Origin of the sequence: Streptomyces sp. NBC_00683, from assembly GCF_036226745.1 — a bacterium.
Classification (GTDB): domain Bacteria; phylum Actinomycetota; class Actinomycetes; order Streptomycetales; family Streptomycetaceae; genus Streptomyces.
Genome location: NZ_CP109013.1, coordinates 7,004,481 through 7,024,827, shown reverse-complemented (window position 1 = coordinate 7,024,827; position 20,347 = coordinate 7,004,481). Strand labels below are relative to the sequence as shown.

Below are 20,347 nucleotides of genomic sequence, written 5' to 3'. Positions count from 1 at the left end.
TTCGTGTGTCCGCCGCTCGGGTGGACCCTGTGGCCGGCGTGAGAGGCCCTACTCCACGATGCCTTCCTCCAGCTTCTGGCCGCGCAGCAGGAACCACGCGGCGACGGCGGTCGCCAGCAGCACCACGGCACCGACGGCGGCCGCGACCCTCAGCCCGTTGACGAACGCCTCCTGCGCGGCCCAGATCAGCGCGTCCGCCTGCTCGGAGGGGAGCGCCTCGGCCGAGTCCACAGCGCCGCCGAGTGATTCGTGGGCCGCCTCGGAAGTGGCCGCCGGAACTCCCCTCGGGGTGGCGAAGCCCTGGTAGACGGTGGTGACGATGGAGCCGAGCACCGCGATACCGAGGGCCGCGCCGAGCTCGTACGCCGTCTCGGAGACGGCGGACGCGGAGCCGGCGTGCTCCTTGGGGACGCTGCCGAGGATCACGTCGGCGGTGACGGTGAAGGAGAATCCGGCGCCGACGCCGACCACCAGGAGCACGGCTCCGAGCAGCGGATACGCGGTCTCCTTGTGGATGACGGTGACCACCGCGAGCGCCACCCCGATCGCACCCAGCCCGCCCGCGACGACGGACCGCACCGAGAAGCGCCGGGCAGCCCTGCCCGCCAGCAGCCCCGCGGTCACCGCTCCGATCGCCGCGGGCAGTTCGGCGAGACCGGCCTCCAGCGGGCTGCGCCCCTGGACCAGCTGCAGGAACTGCGAGAGGAAGAAGACCAGGCCGGACAGGCCGAGGATGGTCAGCAGGTCGGCGAGGACCGCGCCGGAGAAGCCCCGGTGGTGGAAGAGCCGCATGTCCAGCAGGGGTGAGGGGAGCCGGAACTGCCGTCGTACGAACCAGACGAGGGCGAGCGCACCGCCGACGGCCGTGAGGGCGACGGCCCAGCTGGCCCCGTGAGCGGCCAGGTCCTTGATGGCGTACACGACGCCGAACATGCCGATGAGGGAGAGCCCCACGCTGGGCAGGTCCCAGGGCCCCGGCTCGGGGTTCTTCGACTCGGGGATCATCTTGATGCCCACGGCCACCAGGACCGCCATGACCGGCAGGTTGATCAGGAAGACCGAGCCCCACCAGAAGTGCTCGAGGAGCACACCGCCGATGACGGGGCCCACGGCCGCACCCGCGGAGGCCATGGCACCCCAGATACCGATGGCGAAGCTTCGCTCGCGCGGATCGTGGAAGAGGTTCCGGATCAGGGCGAGCGTCGACGGCATCAGGGTGGCGCCCGCGACACCCAGCAGCGCCCGGGCCAGGATCATCATCTCGGCGCTGTTCGCATACGCGTTGAGCACGGAGACTGCGCCGAAGGCGGTGGCACCCGTCAGCAGCAGCTTCTTGCGGCCGATGCGGTCGCCGAGGCTGCCCATGGAGACGAGGAGTCCGGCGATGACGAAGGAGTAGACGTCGCCGATCCAGAGCAGCTGGGTCGCCGTCGGTTCGAGGTCCTCACTGAGGAACGGGGTCGCGAGGCCGAGGACTGTGGCGTCGACGGCCACCAGCAGGACGGCGAGGACGAGGACCGACAGGGCGATCCACCGCCCGGGGTGGTACGGGTCGCCCGAGATGCCGGGGCGGTGCTCGCTGCTGGTCATTTCTCCACGCTCCGGCGTGCTCCGCCGAGCAGCAACTCGACGATCATGTACTGGAAGTCCTGTCCGGCGACCCGGCCGGCCTGTACGGCCCATGCCCCGGTGCCGATGAGCCCGTACAGGGCCTCGGTCAGCCAGGCCGGTGTGAGGTCGATCCGGAATTCGCCGCGCTCCTGGCCGCGGCGGAAGAAGGCGGAGACCCGGGCGTCGAGCCGGTTCCATCCCTCGTTCATCTGGTCGCCCTCGAAGAGCTGGTTCTCGTTGACGAGGAAGGACAGCAGTCCGGCAGCGGGCTCGACGGCGGCGACGAGGCGCCGCAGGCCTTCCTCGGCGGTTCCCTCGTCGAGTTCGGCGGTGTCCAGTGCGGCCTCGAATTCCTGGATTCCCAGGTTCTCCAACGCCCTGACCAGTGCATCCCGTCCGGCGAAGTGGCGGTGCAGGGTGGCGCGGCCGATGCCCGCGGCCTTGGCGACCTCGTCCATGGTGGCGGTCGATCTACGGGTCAGCAGTGCGGCGGCACTGCGCAGCACCTGCTCACGGTCGAGAGTCATGAGACGACACTAACCCATCTGAGACATGAATGTCTCACTCCGAGAGCTGGGTGCGTCGCACCCCACGACCGTGCCGCGCATCATGAAGGAATTCTCGAATCCGTCGCCGCATCCGTAGGCTAACGGGAGACCCTCCTGGGCCGACGGCACCGGCGTACGCGGCGCACCGCGGATTCGCGAGGAGGTGGTCCGTCCCGAGCGGACGGCAGAGGGAAAAGAGGAGTACCCACTCCTTTCCACTTTCAACATATAGCGCATGGGGGGCCTTGCGGCAAGGCCCCCGTCATGCCGCAGAATCATCCGTCGAAGCCACTACCTGCGGAAATGGGGGAACCACGACGTGCGCGTGCTGTCGTCTGCGTACGGATCGCGCGGGGATGCCGAATCACCGGTGGCGCCCCGGCCGCCGGGACGGCCGTACTGGGCCGGACGGGTGGCCGCCGAGGGGCTGCCCGGTTCCGCGTGAGCCACGCGGACACGAGCGGCCCGGAAGCCCGGAACACGAGACCTCAACACCCCTGGTGGCCGTTGCCCGCCACGGTCACCAGATTCTTCACGCCGGTCCAGACACCTTGCTGCGCGCAATGGTTGCAAGCGACCTCAGATCGGAGCCAACGCCGTGAACCCGCTGTCCACCAGCGCCTTTGACCTTCCCGACCGCCTCTCCCCCAAGGCCGACCCGGCACTGATCGCCGACGACGAGCAGCACTTCGCGGCCATCGCGGAGTGCCTCGAGCAGTCGATCGCCGAACTGTCCGACCGCCTCGCCGCCGAACTCAGGACCCCCGGCGGGGTGGGCCGGCAGGCCATGGACCGGGACTCCGAGATCCACCGGCTGACCGCCCGTCTGCGCACACTGCGCCGCTTCGGCATGGACCTGTGCCTCGGGCACATGGTCGGCGCGGACACCTCCGAGCCGGTGTACGTCGGACGCCTGGGCCTGACGGACAGCTCGGGCCGCCGGCTGCTGCTCGACTGGCGCTCACCCGCGGCCGAGCCGTTCTTCGGGGCCACTCACGGCAACCCGATGGGGCTGGCGAGCCGCCGCAGGTACCGCTGGACACGCGGCCGCATCAGCGACTACTGGGACGAGGTGTTCACCCCGGACGGCTTCGCCGGGCACGCCGCGCTCGACGACCAGTCCGCCTTCATCGCCAGCCTGGGCAGCAACAGGTCGCCACGGATGCGGGATGTGCTCGGCACCATCCAGGCCGACCAGGACGCCATCATCCGCGCGGGATCACGTGGCGCTCTCGTCGTCGACGGCGGTCCGGGCACGGGGAAGACCGTCGTCGCGCTGCACCGCTCCGCCTACCTCCTCTACTCCGACCCCCGACTCGGTCACCGCCGGGGCGGCGTCCTGTTCGTCGGTCCGCACCAGCCCTACCTCGGCTACGTCGCCGACGTCCTGCCCAGCCTCGGGGAGGAGGGCGTGCAGACCTGCACCCTGCGGGACCTCGTCGCCGAGGGAGCCGCGGCAGCCGTGGAGAGCGACCCGGAGGTGGCCCGCCTGAAGTCGTCCGCGAACCTGGTGAAGGCGGTGGAGGCGGCCGTCAGCTTCTACGAGGAGCCCCCGACCGAGGGGATGACGGTCACGACCCAGTGGTCCGACATCCGGCTGAGCGCCGCCGACTGGGCCGTGGCGTTCGAAGCGGCAGGACCCGGTGCCCCGCACAACGAGGCGCGCGACCTGGTCTGGGAGGAACTGCTCACGATCCTGATGGACAAGTACGAGGGCGAAGGCTCGGAGTACCTGCTGCGCAAGTCGCTGCTGCGGAACAGGGAACTGCTCACGGCCTTCGACCGGGCGTGGCCGCTGCTCGAAGCGGCCGACCTCGTCGGAGACCTGTGGTCGGTACCCGCCTACCTGCGCAAGTGCGCTCCCTGGCTCGGCCCCGATGACATCAAGCGGTTGCAGCGCGGGGACGCCCAGGCCTGGACCGTGTCCGACCTGCCGATCCTGGACGCGGCACGGCAGCGGGTCGGGGACCCCGAGGCGGCGCGGCGCAGGCGTCGGAACGAGGCCGCTGTCGCCGACGAACGCGAGCGCAGGGCCGAGTCCATCACCAGCATGCTGCAGAACATGGTGATCGACGAGAGCGAAGGCGCGCTGGGGATGCTGCACGGCCGGGACCTGCAGGACTCCCTGATCGACGAGAGCGCGCTGCCGGGCACCGAACCGGACCTGCTCGCCGGCCCGTTCGCCCACGTCGTCGTGGACGAGGCCCAGGAACTGACCGACGCGGAGTGGCAGATGCTGCTGCTCCGGTGCCCGTCCCGCAGCTTCACCATCGTCGGGGACCGCGCCCAGGCCAGGCACGGGTTCACGGAGTCGTGGCAGGAACGGCTCGAGCGGGTCGGGATCAACCGGATCAACCTGGCCTCACTGAGCATCAACTACCGGACGCCGGAGGAGATCATGGCGGAGGCCGAGCCGGTCATCCGGGCCGTGCTCCCGGACGCAAACGTTCCGGCCTCCATCCGCAGCAGCAACGTTCCCGTCGTGCACGGGTCCGCTTCGGAGCTGGGCTCGGTCCTCGACACCTGGCTCGCCGAGCATGCCGACGGGATCGCCTGCGTCATCGGCGATCCGGCATTCCGCTCGACGTCCCGCGTCCGGTCGCTGACCCCGGAGCTGTCGAAGGGGCTCGAGTTCGACCTGGTCGTCCTCGTCGACCCGGAGGAGTTCGGCGAGGGCGTCGAAGGGGCGGTCGACCGCTATGTCGCGATGACCCGGGCGACCCAGCAGCTCGTCATCCTCACGAGCTCCTGACGCCTTCCACCCTGTCGGGCGGTGACAGCGGGCACCATGAGGCGATGAAGCCGCTGCTGCTGATCGACATCGACGGCCCCCTCAATCCGTACATGGCGCTGTCCCGCCGCAGGACGCCGGAGGGCTACCGGCGGCACAGCATGCGGCCGACGGGGTGGACGGCGGGGCCGGCGCTGCCGGTCCTGCTCAACCCGGAGCACGGCGACGAACTGCTGGCCCTCACCGACCGGTACGAACTCGTCTGGGCGACCACCTGGAAGGACGAGGCCAACGAGTGGATCGGCCCGCACCTCGGGCTGCCCCCGCTGCCGTACATCGACTGGCCCGAGATGCACGGCGCCACCGCGGACGGGACGTACTGGAAGACGCGGTTCATCGTCGAGTACGCGGCCGGGAGGCCGTTCGCCTGGGTCGACGACGAGATCACGGACCTCGACACGGGCTGGGTGGCGGGGCACCACCCGGGGCGGGCGCTGCTGCGCCCGGTCGACCCCCGGGTGGGGCTGGTGCGGGCGGACTTCGACGCACTCGCCGCCTGGGCGTGATGCCGGCTCAGCTCCAGGGCAGCGAGGAGCGGTGCCGCCAGTACGCCTCCGGCTCCTCCACCAGGGCGTCCAGCCGGTCCAGCCGGTCCGTGTCCAGGTCGAGGAGGGGCGCGTGCAGATTGCCGGCGAGCTGGGTGACGGTGGCCGCTCCGGACAGGACGACGCCCGCCCACGGCCGGTGGAGCACGAAGGCCAGGGCGGCGGCGTCCGCTCCCAGTTCCGCCTCGGCCGCGATCTCCTGGACGACGGCGGGGGCTTCGGTCCCGGCGAGCCTGCCGTTGGCCATGGCCTCCTTGACGATGACGGTGAGCCCTGCGTCGTGCGCCTCGGCGAGTGCCTGCCCCGCCGAGGTCTCCAGCGCGTTGTACGTGGCCTGGACGGTGCGGAAGAGGGGCTCGCCGTCCACCGTGACGGCAAGGGCGGCCCGGATGGCGTCGGCCTGGGCGGGGCCGCTGGTGGAGAGGCCGACGGTGGTGCCCTCCGCGGCCAGTGCGGCCAGGCGCGCGTGCAGGTCCTTGTCGCTCAGTGCCGGGCTGTCGGCGGTCACCGAGTGGATCTGGTAGAGGTCGAGCCGCTCGCCGAGCAGTCCGGCCGTTTCGGCGCGCTGGCGTTCGAACGTGGCGAGGCTGTGGTCCTTGACCTCGTGCGCCTCGGCGTCGACGCGCCAGTCGGCGGTGTAGGTGTAGCCCCACTTGCTGCCGATGACCACGTCCGTCACCTCGGGCCGGGCGGTCAGCCAGTCCGCGAGGAACTCCTCGGAACGGCCGTAGGAGCGGGCCGCGTCGAAGTACCGGACGCCCTGCGCGTAGGCGGCGTCCAGGAGGTCGTGGGTGCGGGAGCGCAGCGCGTCCGCGCTGCGGTCTGCGGGCAGGTCCCGGTCCCGGTGCAGATTGATGTAACCGGGCCTGCCGACGGCGGCCAGGCCCAGCCCGATGTGGGCGGTCGGGGTGGTCGCTCGGTTCAGGCGGGCGAAGGGCATCGCGGACTCCTCCTGGTCGGTTTCATGTACCTGCCCGACCAACGTAGCCCGCGATGCCGCCGGATCAGCCGCGTGCGGTCGCCCAGGCGTGCTGCGTCGCCAGGTCGGCCTTCACCTCGGCGAGCTGGACGGCGACGGCCGACGGGGCCGTGCCACCGCGGCCGTTGCGGGAGGCGAGTGCGCCGGGCACGTTCAGTACCGTGCGCACCTCGGGGGTGAGGTGTTCGGAGATCTTGGCGAACTGCTCGTCCGTCAGTTCGTCGAGTTCGATGCCCTGCTGCTCGCACACCTTGACGCACTCGCCCGCGACCTCGTGCGCGACCCGGAACGGGACGCCCTGCTTGACCAGCCACTCGGCGATGTCCGTGGCGAGCGAGAAGCCGGCCGGGGCAAGCTCCTCCATGCGCTCACGGTTGACGGTGAGCGTGGCCATCATGCCGGTGAAGGCGGGGAGCAGGACCTCCAGCTGGTCGCAGGAGTCGAAGACGGGCTCCTTGTCCTCCTGCAGGTCGCGGTTGTACGCGAGCGGCAGGGCCTTGAGCGTCGCCATCAGGCCCGTCAGATTGCCGATGAGACGGCCGGACTTGCCGCGGGCCAGCTCGGCGATGTCCGGATTCTTCTTCTGCGGCATGATCGAGGACCCGGTGGAGAAGGCGTCGTGGAGGGTGACGAAGGAGAACTCCTTCGTGTTCCAGATGATGATCTCCTCCGCGATCCGGGAGAGGTTGATGCCGATCATCGCGGTGATGAACGCGAACTCGGCGACGAAGTCCCGGGACGCGGTGCCGTCGATGGAGTTGGCGACGGATCCGTGCTCGAAGCCGAGGTCGGCGGCGACCGCCTCCGGGTCGAGCCCGAGGGACGATCCGGCCAGCGCGCCGGAGCCGTACGGGGAGACGGCGGTCCGCTCGTCCCACTGCCGCAGCCGCTCGGCGTCCCGGACGAGGGGCTGCACATGGGCCAGGATGTGGTGGGCGAACAGGACGGGCTGGGCGTGCTGCAGGTGCGTACGGCCGGGCATGGCCACGTCGGAGTGGGCCACGGCCAGTCCGACGAGCGCGTCCTGGAGTTCGGCGATCAGCCCGCCGATGATCCTGGCGTGGTCGCGCAGGTACATCCGGAAGAGCGTGGCGACCTGGTCGTTGCGTGACCGGCCGGCCCGCAGCTTGCCGCCGAGGTCCGGACCGAGACGCTCCAGGAGACCGCGCTCCAGCGCCGTGTGGACGTCCTCGTCGGCGATGGTGCCGGTGAACGAGCCGTCGGCGACGGCGGCTTCGAGCGAGTCGAGGCCGGCGATCATGCGGTCGAGCTCGTCCTCGGTGAGCAGGCCCGCCTTGTTGAGCACCCGCGCGTGGGCGCGGGAGCCGGCGATGTCGTAGGGGGCGAGCCGCCAGTCGAAGTGGACGGAGGCGGACAGCTTGGCCAGCGCCTCGGCGGGTCCGTCGGCGAAACGGCCGCCCCAGAGGCGTACGTCGCTGTTGCCGGTGCCGTTGCTCACTGCGTGCTCCTCGGGAGTGCAAGGGTGGGATGTGCGACCGCCTCCCCGCACGCGTACGGAGGGGAGGCGGTGGGTGACGCCGGGATCGGACGAGGTCTGGTAGGCATAACTATGCAGTCCTCCGTATGGTTTGTCAAAGCTGCTGGTGGGAGGCGCGCGCGATCCCTAGGCTGGTCCCATGCGGAACGTGATCCCCCTGTCCCCCACGTTGTTCCTCTCCCCGCAGGACCGGCTCCTGGTGGGCAAGCCCCTGGCTGCGGCGCTGGACACGGCCGATCCGGAGGCCTGGGTCGATCTCGACCGGCGGATACGTTCGGAGACCGCGCGGCGGAGCGGGGTCCTGCCGCTGGTGTCCCTGCTCCGGGAACGCCGTACGGGCGGACGCGGATCGGTCGACTGGTCGACCGCACCCCACTGGGACGAGGAGGCCGAGGACGTCACCTGGTCGCAGTTCCCGCCCCGCGAAGCGGAGACGGCGATCGCCCTCTGCCACGACCGCCGGCAGGTTCGCGAGGCCGCGCTGGCGTTCACCCCCGGACAGTCCGCCCTCCTGCCCCTGCTGCTGACGCGGTGCGCCGACCGTGACCTGCACGTACGGGAGCGGGCCCGCCGGATGATGCGTGCGGCCCTGCAGGAGCCGGAGGCAGAGCCCGCGGCACTGGTGCCCCTGGCCCTGCGCCTGACCCTGTTCCCGCACGGCGGCTGGGCCCTGGACCGGGTCCTGGCCGCCGCGGGACCCCTGCCGGGGCTGCCGGGCCTGCTCTGCGCGAGCCAGGCGCCGGAGGTCAGGATCTTCGGGGCACGACTGGCACTGGAACGGGAGCTGCTCACGCCCGCCGGGCTGACGGAGCTCACGCTCACCGCCCCGGACCGGATCGTCCGCCACCGGTGCACCGGCGAGTTGCTGGCCCGGGTCACCGCAGGTGATCCGGAGCGGCTCCTGGACCCCCTGCTCGACGCTTCCTCGGCCGTGACGCGGTCCTCCGCGGTGACGGCCCTGCACCGGGCGGACCGCGGACCGGAGGCCGCGTCCCGCCTGACCGACCAGTCGGCCCGCGTGCGTTCCGCCGCCCGCCTGGTCCTGCGCCTGGAGGGCCTGGACTCGCGGGAGCTCTACCACCGGATGTGCTCCGACCCGGCCGCACCGGACCTGCCGCCAGGAGCCCTGTTCGGCCTGGCCGAGTCCGGAGCGCCCGACGCGACGGCCCTGCTGCGGCCGCTGACGGCCCATCCGGAGGGCCGGGTGCGCGCCGCGGCACTCGCCGCCCTGCGCATGCTGGACGCGGTCTCCCCCGACGAGCTGATGGCCGCCATGGACGATCCGCATCCGCCGGTGGTGCGCACCGCCTGCAAGGCGCTCGTCCCGTACGTCCTGCTCGTCCCGGAGGAGTGGCTGGCCTCCTTGGTCGCCCCCGGCCGCCCCCAGCACGTGCGGCGTTCCGCCCTCCGCCTGCTCTGCGCCCACAGCCTCGCTCTGCGCAAACGCGTACTGGCCGCGATGGAGGACGACGAGGACCCCGAGGTCGCCCACGAGGCGCAGCGTGCCCGCTACGAGCCGCTGCCGCCCTTCAGTTCCGGTGGATGAGAAACGCTACGGGCCGAGCCGTCCGGCGACGGATACTTCACTTCATGGGAAAAACGTACGAGCGTATCGACGGACGGCTGCGGACCTTCATCGAGGAGCAGCACATCTTCTTCACCGCCACCTCCCCTCTGGATGCCGACGGCACGGTGAACCTCTCCCCCAAGGGCGTCAGCGGTTCGTTCGCCGTCGTCGACGAACGGACCGTTGCCTACCTCGACTTCGCGGGGAGCAACGCCGAGACCGTCGCCCACCTGCGGGAGAACGGGCGCATCACGCTGATGTGGTGCGCCTTCCAGGGGCCGCCGAACATCGTGCGGGTGCACGGCCGCGGTGAACCGGTCTTCCGCGACGATCCACGGTTCCCGACCCTGCTCGGCCACTTCCCCTCGGTCGACCCGACTCCGCACGGGCTGCGCGCCATCATCGTGGTGACGGCCGAGCTGATCCGGGACACTTGCGGATACGGGGTGCCCTTCATGGCGTACGACGAGGACCGCACCCTGCACGCCGACCGCTTCCGGCGCGAGGACGACGCCAGCCTGAGCGCGTACTTCGGGAAGAAGGAGTACATCGCGACCAGCATCGACGGGCTGCCGGGTCTTCCCCTGCCGCTGCCCGCCCTGCCGGCGCCGCCCGCGGGGTGAGGCGCTGGGCCGTACGGAGCAGGCGCGGTGGGGCCGCGCCGCCGCGGGCCTTACGGTCCGGAACATGCGCAGATCCCTGGTGACCGTGTCGGTTCTGCTGGCGCTGGCGTCCCTCGCGGCCCGGCCGGCAGAACCGGCGCCCCTCCCTGAACGGCTGGCCGACACGGGCGGCGGCAGCCAGCTGATCACCGCCGAGGCCCCCGGCACGGACTCCACCACGGGCACGGTGACGTGGTGGGACCGGCGGTCGGGGACCTGGGTCCGTGCGGGTTCAGCGCCTGCCCGCTTCGGGGCGAACGGACTGACCGAGGGTGCCGCACGTACGCAGGGCACGAACACCACGCCCACCGGCCTGTACGACCTGCCGTACGCCTTCGGCGTCGCTGCCGCCCCGGACAGGACCCGCTATCCGTACCGCTTGGTCAACGAGCGCTCGTGGTGGTGCCAGGACAACGAGTCGCGGGCGTACAACCGCTGGGTGGAGCCGCTGTCCGCGGACTGCCGGGCGGACGAGGCCGAGCATCTGGTGACGTACGGGACCCAGTACGCGCGTGCGCTCGTGATCGGCTTCAACTACCACCGGCCGGTACGGGGCCGGGGTGCCGGGATCTTCCTCCACGTCAACGGCAAGGGCGCGACAGCCGGTTGTGTCTCCGTACCGGCCGCCGACATGGACCGGATCCTGGCGTGGGCCGACCCGGCCCGGCGTCCGCACATCGCGGTCGGGACCGAGTCCGGCCCGACCGCGATCACGCGCTACTGACGGGCGGCCGCTCAGCGCTCGTTCTGGGCGAGCCGCAGCAGGTGGTCGGCCAGTGCCTGGCCGCCGTTCGGGTCACGGCTGATCAGCATCAGCGTGTCGTCACCCGCGATCGTGCCGAGGATCGCCTGGAGTTCGGCCTGGTCGATGGCCGAGGCGAGGAACTGGGCGGCGCCCGGCGGCGTGCGCAGCACCACGAGGTTGGCCGAGGCCTCCGCCGAGATGAGCAGCTCGGAGGAGAGCCTGCGCATCCGCTCCTCCTTCGCGGACCCGCCGAGCGGTGCCTGCGGGGTACGGAAGCCGCCCTCGCTGGGCACCGCGTAGATCAGCTCGCCGCCGGTGTTGCGGATCTTCACAGCGCCGAGCTCGTCCAGGTCCCTGGAGAGCGTCGCCTGGGTGACGCTCAGCCCGTCGTCGGCCAGCAGCCTGGCCAGCTGGCTCTGCGAGCGCACCGGCTGCCTGTTCAGGATGTCCACGATCCGCCGGTGGCGGGCGGTGCGGGTCTGTGGCACCGACGGCCCGCCGTGCTCGGATTCCTGCGCCTCGGTCATCGTCGTCGCCTCATTCTCCGGATCGTCCGTCCCCGTGGGCCGCGTCGAGGGCTCCGGGCAGAATCCGCAGGAACGCGTCCACCTCGGTGTCGCCGATGATCAGTGGCGGCATGAGCCGTACGACATCGGGGGCGGGAGCGTTCACCAGGAGTCCGGCTTCCTGGGCCGCCTTCTGCACCTGCGCCGCGAGGGGCCCGGTGAGCACGATGCCCAGCAGCAGGCCTGAGCCGCGGACGTGGGAGACCAACGGGTGGCCCAGCCCCTCGACACCGTCCCTGATCTTCTCGCCGAGCCGCTTCACCTCGTCCAGGGCGCCGTCGGCGGCGAGGGTGTCAAGGACGGCGAGACCGGCGGCGCAGGCGACCGGGTTGCCGCCGAACGTCGTGCCGTGGTGGCCGGGCTTCAGCAGGTCGGCCGCCGCACCGAAAGCGACGGTCGCGCCGATCGGCAGTCCCCCGCCGAGGCCCTTGGCGAGCGTGACGAGGTCGGGCTCGACGCCCTGGTGGGCCTGGTGCTCGAACCAGTGCCCGCAGCGCCCGATCCCGGTCTGCACCTCGTCCAGGACGAGCAGGGTGCCGGTGGCCCGGGTGATCTCCCGGGCTGCCTCCAGGTAGCCCCTGGGCGGTACGACGACACCGTTCTCGCCCTGGATGGGCTCGATGATCAGCAGGGCCGTGTCGGTCGTCACCGCGGCCCGGAGCGCCTCGACGTCGCCGTACGGCACGTGTGTGACGTCACCGGGCAGCGGCACGAAGGGCTCGCGCTTCTTGGGCTGGCCGGTCAGGGCGAGCGCGCCCATGGTCCGGCCGTGGAAGCCGCCGTCGGTCGCGACCATGTGGCTGCGCCCGGTGAGCCGGCCGATCTTGAAGGCGGCCTCGTTGGCCTCGGCGCCGGAGTTGGAGAAGTAGACCTTGCCCGTCCGGCCGAAGAGCTGCAGCAGGCGCTCCGCGAGCGCGATGGGCGGTTCGGCGATGAAGAGGTTGGAGACATGGCCGAGTGAGGCGACCTGGGCGGAGACGGCTTCGACGACGGCCGGGTGCGCGTGGCCGAGGGCGTTCACCGCGATACCGCCGACGAAGTCGAGGTACTCGGTGCCGTCGGCGTCCCACACACGGGCGCCCGCGCCGCGGACCAGGGACAGCTGCGGGGTTCCGTAGTTGTCCATCAGCGCCCCCTGCCAGCGCTGCGCGAACTGCTCGTTGCTCATGACTCCCCCTGCGCGTGCGGCTGCGTCTCGGTGTGTACGTCGGTCTGTGGATCGGCCGGTGCGCCGGCCTGTGCGTCGGCCTGTGCGTCGGGCACGACCATCGTGCCGATTCCCTCGTCGGTGAAGATCTCCAGCAGGATCGAGTGCTGGACCCGGCCGTCGATGACGCGGGCGGTCTCGACGCCGTTGCGTACGGCGTGCAGGCAGCCCTGCATCTTGGGCACCATGCCGCTGGAGAGATCGGGCAGCAGCTTCTCCAGCTCGGTGGCGGTGAGCCGGCTGATCACGTCGTCGCTGTTGGGCCAGTCCTCGTAGAGGCCCTCGACATCGGTGAGCACCATCAGCGTCTCGGCGTTGAGCGCGGCCGCGAGAGCCGCGGCGGCGGTGTCGGCGTTGACGTTGTAGACGTGGTTGTCCTCGGCGGAGCGCGCGATGGAGGAGATGACCGGGATCCGGCCGTCGTCCAGCAGCGCCTGGATGGCTCCGGTGTCTATGGCGGTGATCTCGCCGACCCTGCCGATGTCGACGGCCTCGCCGTCGATCATCGGGCGGTGCTGGGTCGCGGTGATGGTGTGGGCGTCCTCGCCGGTCATACCGACGGCGAGCGGGCCGTGCTGGTTGAGCAGGCCGACGAGCTCGCGCTGGACCTGGCCCGCCAGCACCATGCGTACGACGTCCATGGCCTCGGGCGTGGTGACGCGGAGGCCTGCCTTGAACTCGCTGACCAGGCCCTGCTTGTCGAGCTGGGCGCTGATCTGCGGACCGCCGCCGTGCACGACGACGGGCTTGAGACCGGCGTGCCGCAGGAAGACGACGTCCTGCGCGAACGCGGCCTTCAGCTCCTCGTCGATCATGGCGTTGCCGCCGAACTTGATGACGACCGTCTTGCCGTTGTGCCGGGTCAGCCAGGGCAGCGCCTCGATGAGGATCTGGGCCTTCGGCAGCGCCGTGTGCTTCCTCGCGGCGCTCATGAGCTGTACGCGCTGTTCTCGTGGACGTACTCGGCGGTGAGGTCGTTGGCCCAGATGACGGCCGTCTCGGTGCCTGCGGCGAGGTCGGCGGTGATCTTGACTTCCCGGTAGCGCATGTCGACGAGGTCGCGGTCCTCGCCGACACTGCCGCTCTTGCAGACCCACACGTCGTTGATGGCGACGTTCAGCTGGTCGGGGTCGAAGGCCGCCTTCGTGGTGCCGATGGCGGACAGGACACGGCCCCAGTTGGGGTCCTCCCCGTGGATGGCGCACTTGAGGAGGTTGTTGCGGGCGATGCTGCGGCCCACCTCGACGGCGTCGTCCTCGGTCGCGGCGTTGATGACCTCGATCCGGATGTCCTTGGAAGCGCCCTCCGCGTCACCGATCAGCTGGCGCGCGAGGTCGGCGCAGACGGTCTGGACGGCGGCCGCGAACTCGGCCTGCCCGGGGGCGATTCCGCTCGCGCCCGAGGCGAGCAGCAGCACGGTGTCGTTGGTCGACATGCAGCCGTCGGAGTCGACCCGGTCGAAGGTGGTCCGGGTCGCGTCGCGCAGTGCGGAGTCGAGGCCCGCGGTGTCCACGTCGGCGTCGGTGGTCAGGACGACCAGCATGGTGGCGAGGCCGGGGGCGAGCATGCCGGCGCCCTTGGCCATACCGCCGACGGTCCAGCCCTCGCCGCCCGCGACCGCGGTCTTGTGCACGGTGTCGGTCGTCTTGATGGCGATGGCGGCCTTCTCGCCACCGTGCTCGCTCAGGGCCGCTGCGGCCTTCTCGATGCCGGGAAGCAGCTTGTCCATGGGGAGCAGCAGGCCGATCAGTCCGGTCGACGCGACCGCGATCTCGCCCGCGCTGTGACCGCTGAGGACCTCGGCGGCCTTCTCGGCGGTCGCGTGGGTGTCCTGGAAGCCCTGGGGGCCCGTACAGGCGTTGGCACCACCGGAGTTGAGGACGACGGCGGTGACTTCGCCGCCCTTGAGTACCTGCTCCGACCAGAGGACGGGTGCGGCCCTGACGCGGTTGGAGGTGAAGACGCCCGCGGCGGCGCGACGGGGCCCGTTGTTGACCACGAGGGCCAGGTCCGGTCCGCCGCTCTCCTTGATTCCGGCGGCGATGCCCGCCGCCGTGAATCCCTTGGCTGCCGTGACGCTCACTGCATCTCCTCGTTCGCTTCTCCGCCCGCGCTGCGCGGCGGCGCGGTCTTCGTCGTTTCCCGCAGCCCGGCGGCCGCGCGTGCGTCGCTCACGGTGCGACTCCGATGGTGGAAAGACCTGTGTCCTCGGGCAGCCCGAGCGCGATGTTCATGCTCTGCAGGGCTCCCGCCGCGGTGCCCTTGGCGAGGTTGTCGATGGCGCTGATCACGATGATCCGGCCGGCTGCCTCGTCGTACGCGACCTGGATCTGGACGGCGTTGGATCCGTACACGGCCGCGGTGGCGGGCCACTGGCCCTCGGGCAGCAGGTCGACGAAGGGCTCGTCCGCGAAGGCCTTCTCGTAGGCGGCGCGCAGTGACTCCGCGCTCACGCCGGGCTTCGCCTTCGCGCTGCATGTGGCGAGGATGCCGCGGGGCATGGGCGCGAGGGTCGGCGTGAAGGACACGGTGACCGGCTCACCGGCTGCGGCGCTGAGGTTCTGGATCATCTCGGGCGTGTGCCGGTGGACACCGCCGACGCCGTACGGGGTCATGTTGCCCATGACCTCGGAGCCCAGGAGGTGCGGCTTGGCGGCCTTTCCCGCCCCCGAGGTGCCGGAGGCGGCGACGATGACGGCCTCCGGTTCGGCGAGCTGGGCCGCGTACGCCGGGAAGAGGGCGAGGGAGACCGCGGTCGGGTAGCAGCCGGGCACCGCGATGCGCTTGGATCCCTCCAGCGCGCTGCGGGCCCCTGGCAGCTCGGGCAGGCCGTACGGCCAGGTGCCCGCGTGCGGGGAGTCGTAGAATTTCTCCCAGTCGGCGGCGGACTTCAGCCGGAAGTCTGCGCCCATGTCGACGACGAGCACCTCGTCGCCGAGTTGCTCGGCGACGGCGGCCGACTGCCCGTGCGGCAGGGCCAGGAAGACGACCTCGTGTCCGGCGAGCACCTCGGCCGTGGTCGGCTGGAGCACCCGGTCGGCCAGCGGCCTCAGGTGCGGCTGCAGGGCGCCGAGCTTCTGCCCGGCGTTGGAGTGGCCGGTGAGGGCGCCGATCTCGACCTGTGGGTGGGTGAGGAGCAGGCGGAGCAGTTCCCCGCCGGCATATCCGCTCGCCCCTGCCACTGCCGCACGTACCACCATCGGAATGCCTCCTAGTCGATGGCATGACTATACGCAGGCCTGCAGTTTTATGCAAAGATTTACTGCTTGGGCGTCAGCTTGTGCAAGCGCGAAGCGGCACAGTGGCCGTTGTGCACGCCTTCGACGTTCTCGGGGCCCCGGTCCGGCGCCGGATACTGGAGCTCGGTCCCGGTCGGCAGTGTCTCAGCATCTGCGGGAGAAGGCGCGAGCGCGGACCGGCAGAGGAAGTGGGCGGACATGACTGGCATCGTCGACGAGATCGACAAGGTGCACCGCGAGGTCGGCACGCGCCAGGGCGGGGCTCAGGAGGCCGGCACGGTGCTGCTGCGGCGCATCTATGAGGCGCCGGCCACGGACGTGTGGGACGCGGTGACCTCGCCCGAGCGGATCGGGCGCTGGTTCCTGCCCGTGAGCGGGGAGTTCGTGGTCGGCGGCCACTATCAGCTGGAGGGGAACGCCGGGGGCGAGATCCTCGAGTGCGTCCCGCCGGGGCGCCTGCGGGTGTCCTGGCTGTTCGGGCCGGAGCCGGGGTTCAGCGAGGTCGAGGTACGGCTCGTGCCGGAGGGCGACGGCCGGACGGTGTTCGAGCTGGAACACGTGGCCGTGGTGCCCGAGGAGTTCCGGGCACAGTTCGGGCCGGGAGCGGTCGGGATCGGCTGGGACCTGACGCTTCTGGGCCTCGCCACGCACCTCGCCGGCGGCGACATCACGCCGGAGGAGGCCGCCGCCTGGCAGTCCACGCCCGAGGCGAGGGCGGTCATGGCGCGCTCCGGCCACGAGTGGGGCGCCGCGTACGCCGCGTCGGGCGCGGACCCGGAGGTCGTGGCGGCCACGACGGCGGCGACGGTCGCGGCCTACACCGGGGCGCAGAGCGCGGAGTAGAGCCGTGCGGCCGGGTTCCCTCACCGCTTCGGGACCCGGCGGCCGTCACCGCCCCGGCCCGCGTCAGGAACGCGAGTCGCCGGACTCCTCGGACCGCGCCGCGTTCTTCTCCTTGATGCGGACCGCTTCCTTGCGGACCTCGGCCTGGGTGGCGCGCTCCTTCTGCAGCCACTCGGGGCTCTCGTTCTTGAGCGCGTCGATCTGCTCGGTGGTGAGCGGCTCCGTGACTCCGCCCCGCGCGAGGCCGGCGATGGAGATGCCCAGCTTCGAAGCGACCACGGGCCGGGGGTGCGGACCGTTGCGCCGCAGCTCCTGCAGCCACTCGGGCGGATCGGTCTGGAGTGCGTTCAGCTCGCTGCGCGAGACGACGCCCTCCTGGAACTCGGCGGGGGTGGCTTCGAGGTACACACCCAGCTTCTTCGCCGCGGTGGCGGGCTTCATTGTCTGGGTGGTCTGGTGCGACGTCATGGTGTCCAGGGTATCGAGCATGTGCGCCGCCTCCGACCACGGCCGGTAACCTGGCGGAGTGACAGGCTCGGAAACCCCCTCTTCGTTCCGGCTCGCCTACGTCCCGGGCGTGACCCCGACCAAATGGGTGCGGATCTGGAACGAGCGGCTGCCCGGCGTCCCGCTGACCCTCGTGGGCGTCCCCGCGGCCGAGGCGGCCGGTGTGCTGCGCGGCGGCGACGCCGACGCCGGTTTCGTACGCCTCCCGGTGGACCGTACGGATCTGAGCGCGATCCCCCTCTATACCGAGACGACCGTGGTCGTGGTTCCCAAGGACCACCTCGTGGCGGCCGTCGACGAGGTGTCGGCCGCGGATCTCGCCGACGAGATCGTGCTGCACCCCCTCGACGACACCCTGGAGTGGGAGCGTCCTCCGGGCCGGCCCGCGCTGGAGCGCCCCGCGACGACGGAGGACGCCGTCGAGCTGGTGGCGGCCGGGGTGGGGCTGCTCGTCGTCCCGCAGTCGCTGGCCCGTCTGTACCACCGCAAGGACCTCACCTACCGGCCGCTCTCGGACGTGCCCGAGTCGCGCATCGCCCTGTCCTGGCCGGAGGAGAGGACCACCGATCTGGTGGAGGAGTTCATCGGGATCGTCCGCGGGCGCACCGTGAACAGCACCCGGGGCCGCCCCCCGACACCCCCGCAGCCGAAGGCCAAGCGCCCGGAGAAGAAGGGCGGCGCACCGCGCAAGCCCGCAGCCGGCAAGGCGACGGGCAAGAACCCCCGCGGGGCGTCCGGCGGGGGCAAGCGCGGCAAGCCCCGGCGTCGCCCGTAGCGGGCATCTGGAGGCGGAGCACCCCCTACTCGTAGTACTCCAGAGCTACGTGACAGGTGCGCTCCTCAGCGGGACGCCGACCACACGGGGCGGTCCATAGCTTCGGTACCGGATTCATCAGGCACATCCGGTACGGAAGGACCACCCATGGCGTCCCGCCCACGCAGCAGCCGTTTGCGTCGCGCGTTGCTCTCCGCGCTCGTCACCGCGACCGTGGCACTGCCGGTTTCGGGGGCGGCCCGCCCCGCCGCTGTTCCGGCACCCGCCCCGGCGGCCCTCGGCCCGCTGGACACCGCGGCCCCGGGCGCGCTGGCGGCGCGTTACGACGCGAACCGTGACGGTATCCGGGCGGCCGAGCGCATGGCCGCCCGGAACGGGGACCGGCAGCGCGCCGCTTCACTGCGGGACATGGCCGGGTCCGCCCGGCACTTCCTCGCGTTCGACGGGCGCGACGGCGGCCGCACCGCCGAGGTCTTCGGGGATCTGTCCCGGGCCGGACGGATCGCCGTACTGGTGCCGGGCGCCGGAGTCGACCTCGACCACTACTGGCGTTTACGGCGCGATGCCGAGGCGCTCCTCGGGGAGCTCGGCGGCGGGTCGGCCGTCGTCGCCTGGCTCGGGTACCGGACACCGGTCACGGTGAGCCCCGGGGCACTGACGTCGGGACGGGCCGCCGAAGCGGCCCCTGGACTGACCTCCTTCGTACGGGAACTGAGTGCGGCACAGCCCGCCGCCCGGGTCTCCGTGCTCTGCCACTCCTACGGTTCCGTCGTCTGTGCCCGGGCGGCGTCACGGCTCGATGTCGCGGAGATCGTGCTGTACGGCAGTCCCGGCACCGGCGCCGACAGCGCCGCCGCGCTGCACACCCGGGCCACCGTCCGGGCCGGCCGGGGCGGTGACGACTGGATCGCGGACGTACCCCACATACGGGTGCGACTGCCGTTCGTCACGGTCGGGTTCGGCACCGACCCGGTCTCGCCGGAGTTCGGCGCCGAGGTCTTCGACGCGGGCGACGGCGGACACAGCGACTATCTGAAGCCCGGATCCGTCTCGCTGCGCAGCATCGGCCGGATCGTCGCGGGGACGGCGGGCCGTCATGCGTGAGCTCGTGCGGCGTATCGAGTCCGCGACGCCTCCGGACCGCGACCGTGCGCTCGACGCCCTGCGCGGCCTCGCCATCCTGGGTGTGGTGTGCGGCCACTGGCTGGTGACGGCTCTGGTCGCCGACAGCGGCACGGTGCACGGTGCGAGTCCGCTCCAGTACATGCCGCAGTTCACCCCGGTCTCCTGGGTGTTCCAGACGCTCGCGGTCTTCTTCCTGGTGGGCGGGCACGTGGGAGCCAAGGGCTATGCCTCCGCCCGGGCGAGGGGCGAGTCCTACGGGCGGTGGCTGCGGGCCCGGATGGGGCGGCTGTTCCGGCCGGTCGCCGTCGTCCTGGTGGTGTGGGCCGTGGCGGCGTGCGTGATGCTGGCCTCCGGCGTGGACCAGGACACCGTGCGCGCGCTGGGCAAGCTGGTGTGGTCGCCGCTGTGGTTCCTGCTGGTCTTCGCGGCGCTGACAGCGGCGACCCCCCTCGTGGCGCGGCTGCATCCGCTGTGGCCGCTCGCCGTGGTCCTCCACGTCGACCTGATCCGCCTGGGCCTCGACGGCCCGGCCGCCCTGGGCCGGGTCAACGTGGCGGCGGGCTGGCTGGTCCCGTACTGCCTGGGCGCCGCCTGGGCGCGGGGCGGGCTGCGCAGCCGCCGGACCGGTTGGGCGCTGTTGCTCGGGGGCGCGGCGGCAACCGCGGGGCTCGTCCTGTTCGCCGGCTATCCGGCGTCCATGGTCGGGGTGCCCGGCGGCGAGCTGTCCAACCTCGATCCTCCGACGCTCGCGGCCGTCACGTTCGGCCTCGCCCAGTGCGGGGCGGCGCTGCTGCTGCTCGGACCGCTGCGCCGGGTCCTGGCGCGTCCCGCCGTCTGGGCGGCCGTGGCGCTGGTGAACCTGTCCGCGATGACCGTGTTCCTGTGGCACCAGACCGCGATGATCGTGGTCACCTCGACCGTCCTGTTCGCCAGCGGCCCGTTGCCCGGTCTGCACACCGTGCCCGACGGCCCGGTCTGGGTCCTCGCACGGCTGGCCTGGCTGCCGGTCTTCGCCCTGGTGCTGCTGGTGCTCCGGCACGCCTTCGGTGCGTACGAGCAGGGGCGGAGCAGCGGATCGACGGTCGTACGGAAGAGTTCCCCCGCCCGGATCCGGGAGTCGCGACGTGCTTAAGGTGGAG

19 protein-coding genes are annotated in these 20,347 nt (G+C 71.6%); 9 read left to right on the top strand and 10 right to left on the bottom strand.

Annotation, left to right across the window (positions count from 1 at the left end; genetic code table 11):
- Positions 1–48: 48 nt before the first annotated feature.
- A complete protein-coding gene (locus OG257_RS31315) occupies positions 49–1,590 on the bottom strand; it encodes an MFS transporter (protein WP_329212860.1) in 1,542 nt (513 codons plus the stop codon).
- Complete coding sequence (locus OG257_RS31310; protein WP_329212859.1) at positions 1,587–2,138, bottom strand: TetR/AcrR family transcriptional regulator; 552 nt, start codon at positions 2,136–2,138, stop codon at positions 1,587–1,589. Before OG257_RS31310 ends, OG257_RS31315 begins: the two co-directional genes overlap by 4 nt.
- 619 nt (positions 2,139–2,757) lie before the next feature.
- On the opposite strand from OG257_RS31310, the gene helR reads away from it, so the two are divergent.
- Together helR and OG257_RS31300 are read left to right on the top strand one after the other, a co-directional pair.
- Complete coding sequence (helR, locus tag OG257_RS31305; protein WP_329212858.1) at positions 2,758–4,911, top strand: RNA polymerase recycling motor ATPase HelR; 2,154 nt, start codon at positions 2,758–2,760, stop codon at positions 4,909–4,911.
- 44 nt (positions 4,912–4,955) lie between these two features.
- The gene (locus OG257_RS31300) at positions 4,956–5,456 is read left to right on the top strand and encodes a hypothetical protein (protein ID WP_329212857.1); all 501 of its coding nucleotides are present in this window, start codon (positions 4,956–4,958) and stop codon (positions 5,454–5,456) included.
- A 7-nt stretch (positions 5,457–5,463) separates the two neighbouring features.
- On the opposite strand, the gene OG257_RS31295 is transcribed toward OG257_RS31300, so the two are convergent.
- Entirely contained in the window at positions 5,464–6,435 is a 972-nt protein-coding gene (locus OG257_RS31295) for an aldo/keto reductase (RefSeq protein ID WP_329212856.1), read from the bottom strand.
- 64 nt (positions 6,436–6,499) lie between these two features.
- Positions 6,500–7,933, bottom strand: coding sequence for an argininosuccinate lyase (gene argH / locus OG257_RS31290; protein ID WP_329212855.1), 1,434 nt, complete (start codon positions 7,931–7,933; stop codon positions 6,500–6,502).
- Positions 7,934–8,111: 178 nt separating this feature from the next.
- On the opposite strand from argH, the gene OG257_RS31285 reads away from it, so the two are divergent.
- From OG257_RS31285 to OG257_RS31275, 3 genes are all read left to right on the top strand, one after another.
- On the top strand, positions 8,112–9,518 hold the full coding sequence (locus OG257_RS31285) for a HEAT repeat domain-containing protein (protein ID WP_329212854.1): 1,407 nt from the start codon (positions 8,112–8,114) through the stop codon (positions 9,516–9,518).
- Between the two features lie 44 nt (positions 9,519–9,562).
- Positions 9,563–10,162, top strand: coding sequence for a pyridoxamine 5'-phosphate oxidase family protein (locus OG257_RS31280; protein WP_329212853.1), 600 nt, complete (start codon positions 9,563–9,565; stop codon positions 10,160–10,162).
- A 64-nt stretch (positions 10,163–10,226) separates the two neighbouring features.
- Positions 10,227–10,925: a L,D-transpeptidase family protein gene (locus tag OG257_RS31275; RefSeq protein WP_329212852.1), complete on the top strand. Its 699-nt coding sequence runs from the start codon at positions 10,227–10,229 to the stop codon at positions 10,923–10,925.
- 11 nt (positions 10,926–10,936) lie between these two features.
- On the opposite strand, the gene OG257_RS31270 is transcribed toward OG257_RS31275, so the two are convergent.
- The 5 genes from OG257_RS31270 to argC all read right to left on the bottom strand — a co-directional run bounded on the left by OG257_RS31270 (position 10,937) and on the right by argC (position 15,919).
- Positions 10,937–11,473, bottom strand: a complete 537-nt coding sequence (locus OG257_RS31270) for an arginine repressor (protein ID WP_329212851.1) — start codon at positions 11,471–11,473, stop codon at positions 10,937–10,939.
- Positions 11,474–11,483: 10 nt separating this feature from the next.
- Positions 11,484–12,680 (bottom strand): acetylornithine transaminase, encoded by a 1,197-nt coding sequence (locus OG257_RS31265; RefSeq protein ID WP_329212850.1) that lies wholly within the window; start codon positions 12,678–12,680, stop codon positions 11,484–11,486.
- Complete coding sequence (gene argB, locus OG257_RS31260; protein WP_329212849.1) at positions 12,677–13,651, bottom strand: acetylglutamate kinase; 975 nt, start codon at positions 13,649–13,651, stop codon at positions 12,677–12,679. The genes OG257_RS31265 and argB overlap by 4 nt, the downstream gene beginning before the upstream one ends.
- Positions 13,648–14,802 (bottom strand): bifunctional glutamate N-acetyltransferase/amino-acid acetyltransferase ArgJ, encoded by a 1,155-nt coding sequence (gene argJ / locus OG257_RS31255; RefSeq protein WP_329212848.1) that lies wholly within the window; start codon positions 14,800–14,802, stop codon positions 13,648–13,650. Before argJ ends, argB begins: the two co-directional genes overlap by 4 nt.
- Before the next feature lie 88 nt (positions 14,803–14,890).
- Positions 14,891–15,919, bottom strand: coding sequence for an N-acetyl-gamma-glutamyl-phosphate reductase (gene argC, locus OG257_RS31250; RefSeq protein ID WP_329212847.1), 1,029 nt, complete (start codon positions 15,917–15,919; stop codon positions 14,891–14,893).
- 237 nt (positions 15,920–16,156) lie between these two features.
- On the opposite strand from argC, the gene OG257_RS31245 reads away from it, so the two are divergent.
- The gene (locus tag OG257_RS31245) at positions 16,157–16,801 is read left to right on the top strand and encodes an SRPBCC family protein (RefSeq protein ID WP_329212846.1); all 645 of its coding nucleotides are present in this window, start codon (positions 16,157–16,159) and stop codon (positions 16,799–16,801) included.
- A gap of 63 nt (positions 16,802–16,864) precedes the next feature.
- Here OG257_RS31245 and OG257_RS31240 read toward each other — a convergent pair whose 3' ends face one another.
- Positions 16,865–17,269, bottom strand: a complete 405-nt coding sequence (locus OG257_RS31240; protein ID WP_329212845.1) for a DUF5997 family protein — start codon at positions 17,267–17,269, stop codon at positions 16,865–16,867.
- A gap of 58 nt (positions 17,270–17,327) precedes the next feature.
- On the opposite strand from OG257_RS31240, the gene OG257_RS31235 reads away from it, so the two are divergent.
- From OG257_RS31235 to OG257_RS31225, 3 genes are all read left to right on the top strand, one after another.
- Positions 17,328–18,083, top strand: a complete 756-nt coding sequence (locus tag OG257_RS31235; RefSeq protein ID WP_329212844.1) for a LysR family substrate-binding domain-containing protein — start codon at positions 17,328–17,330, stop codon at positions 18,081–18,083.
- Positions 18,084–18,230: 147 nt separating this feature from the next.
- Positions 18,231–19,187 (top strand): alpha/beta hydrolase, encoded by a 957-nt coding sequence (locus OG257_RS31230; RefSeq protein WP_329212843.1) that lies wholly within the window; start codon positions 18,231–18,233, stop codon positions 19,185–19,187.
- A complete protein-coding gene (locus tag OG257_RS31225) occupies positions 19,180–20,340 on the top strand; it encodes an acyltransferase family protein (protein WP_329212842.1) in 1,161 nt (386 codons plus the stop codon). The genes OG257_RS31230 and OG257_RS31225 overlap by 8 nt, the downstream gene beginning before the upstream one ends.
- Positions 20,341–20,347: the final 7 nt, after the last annotated feature.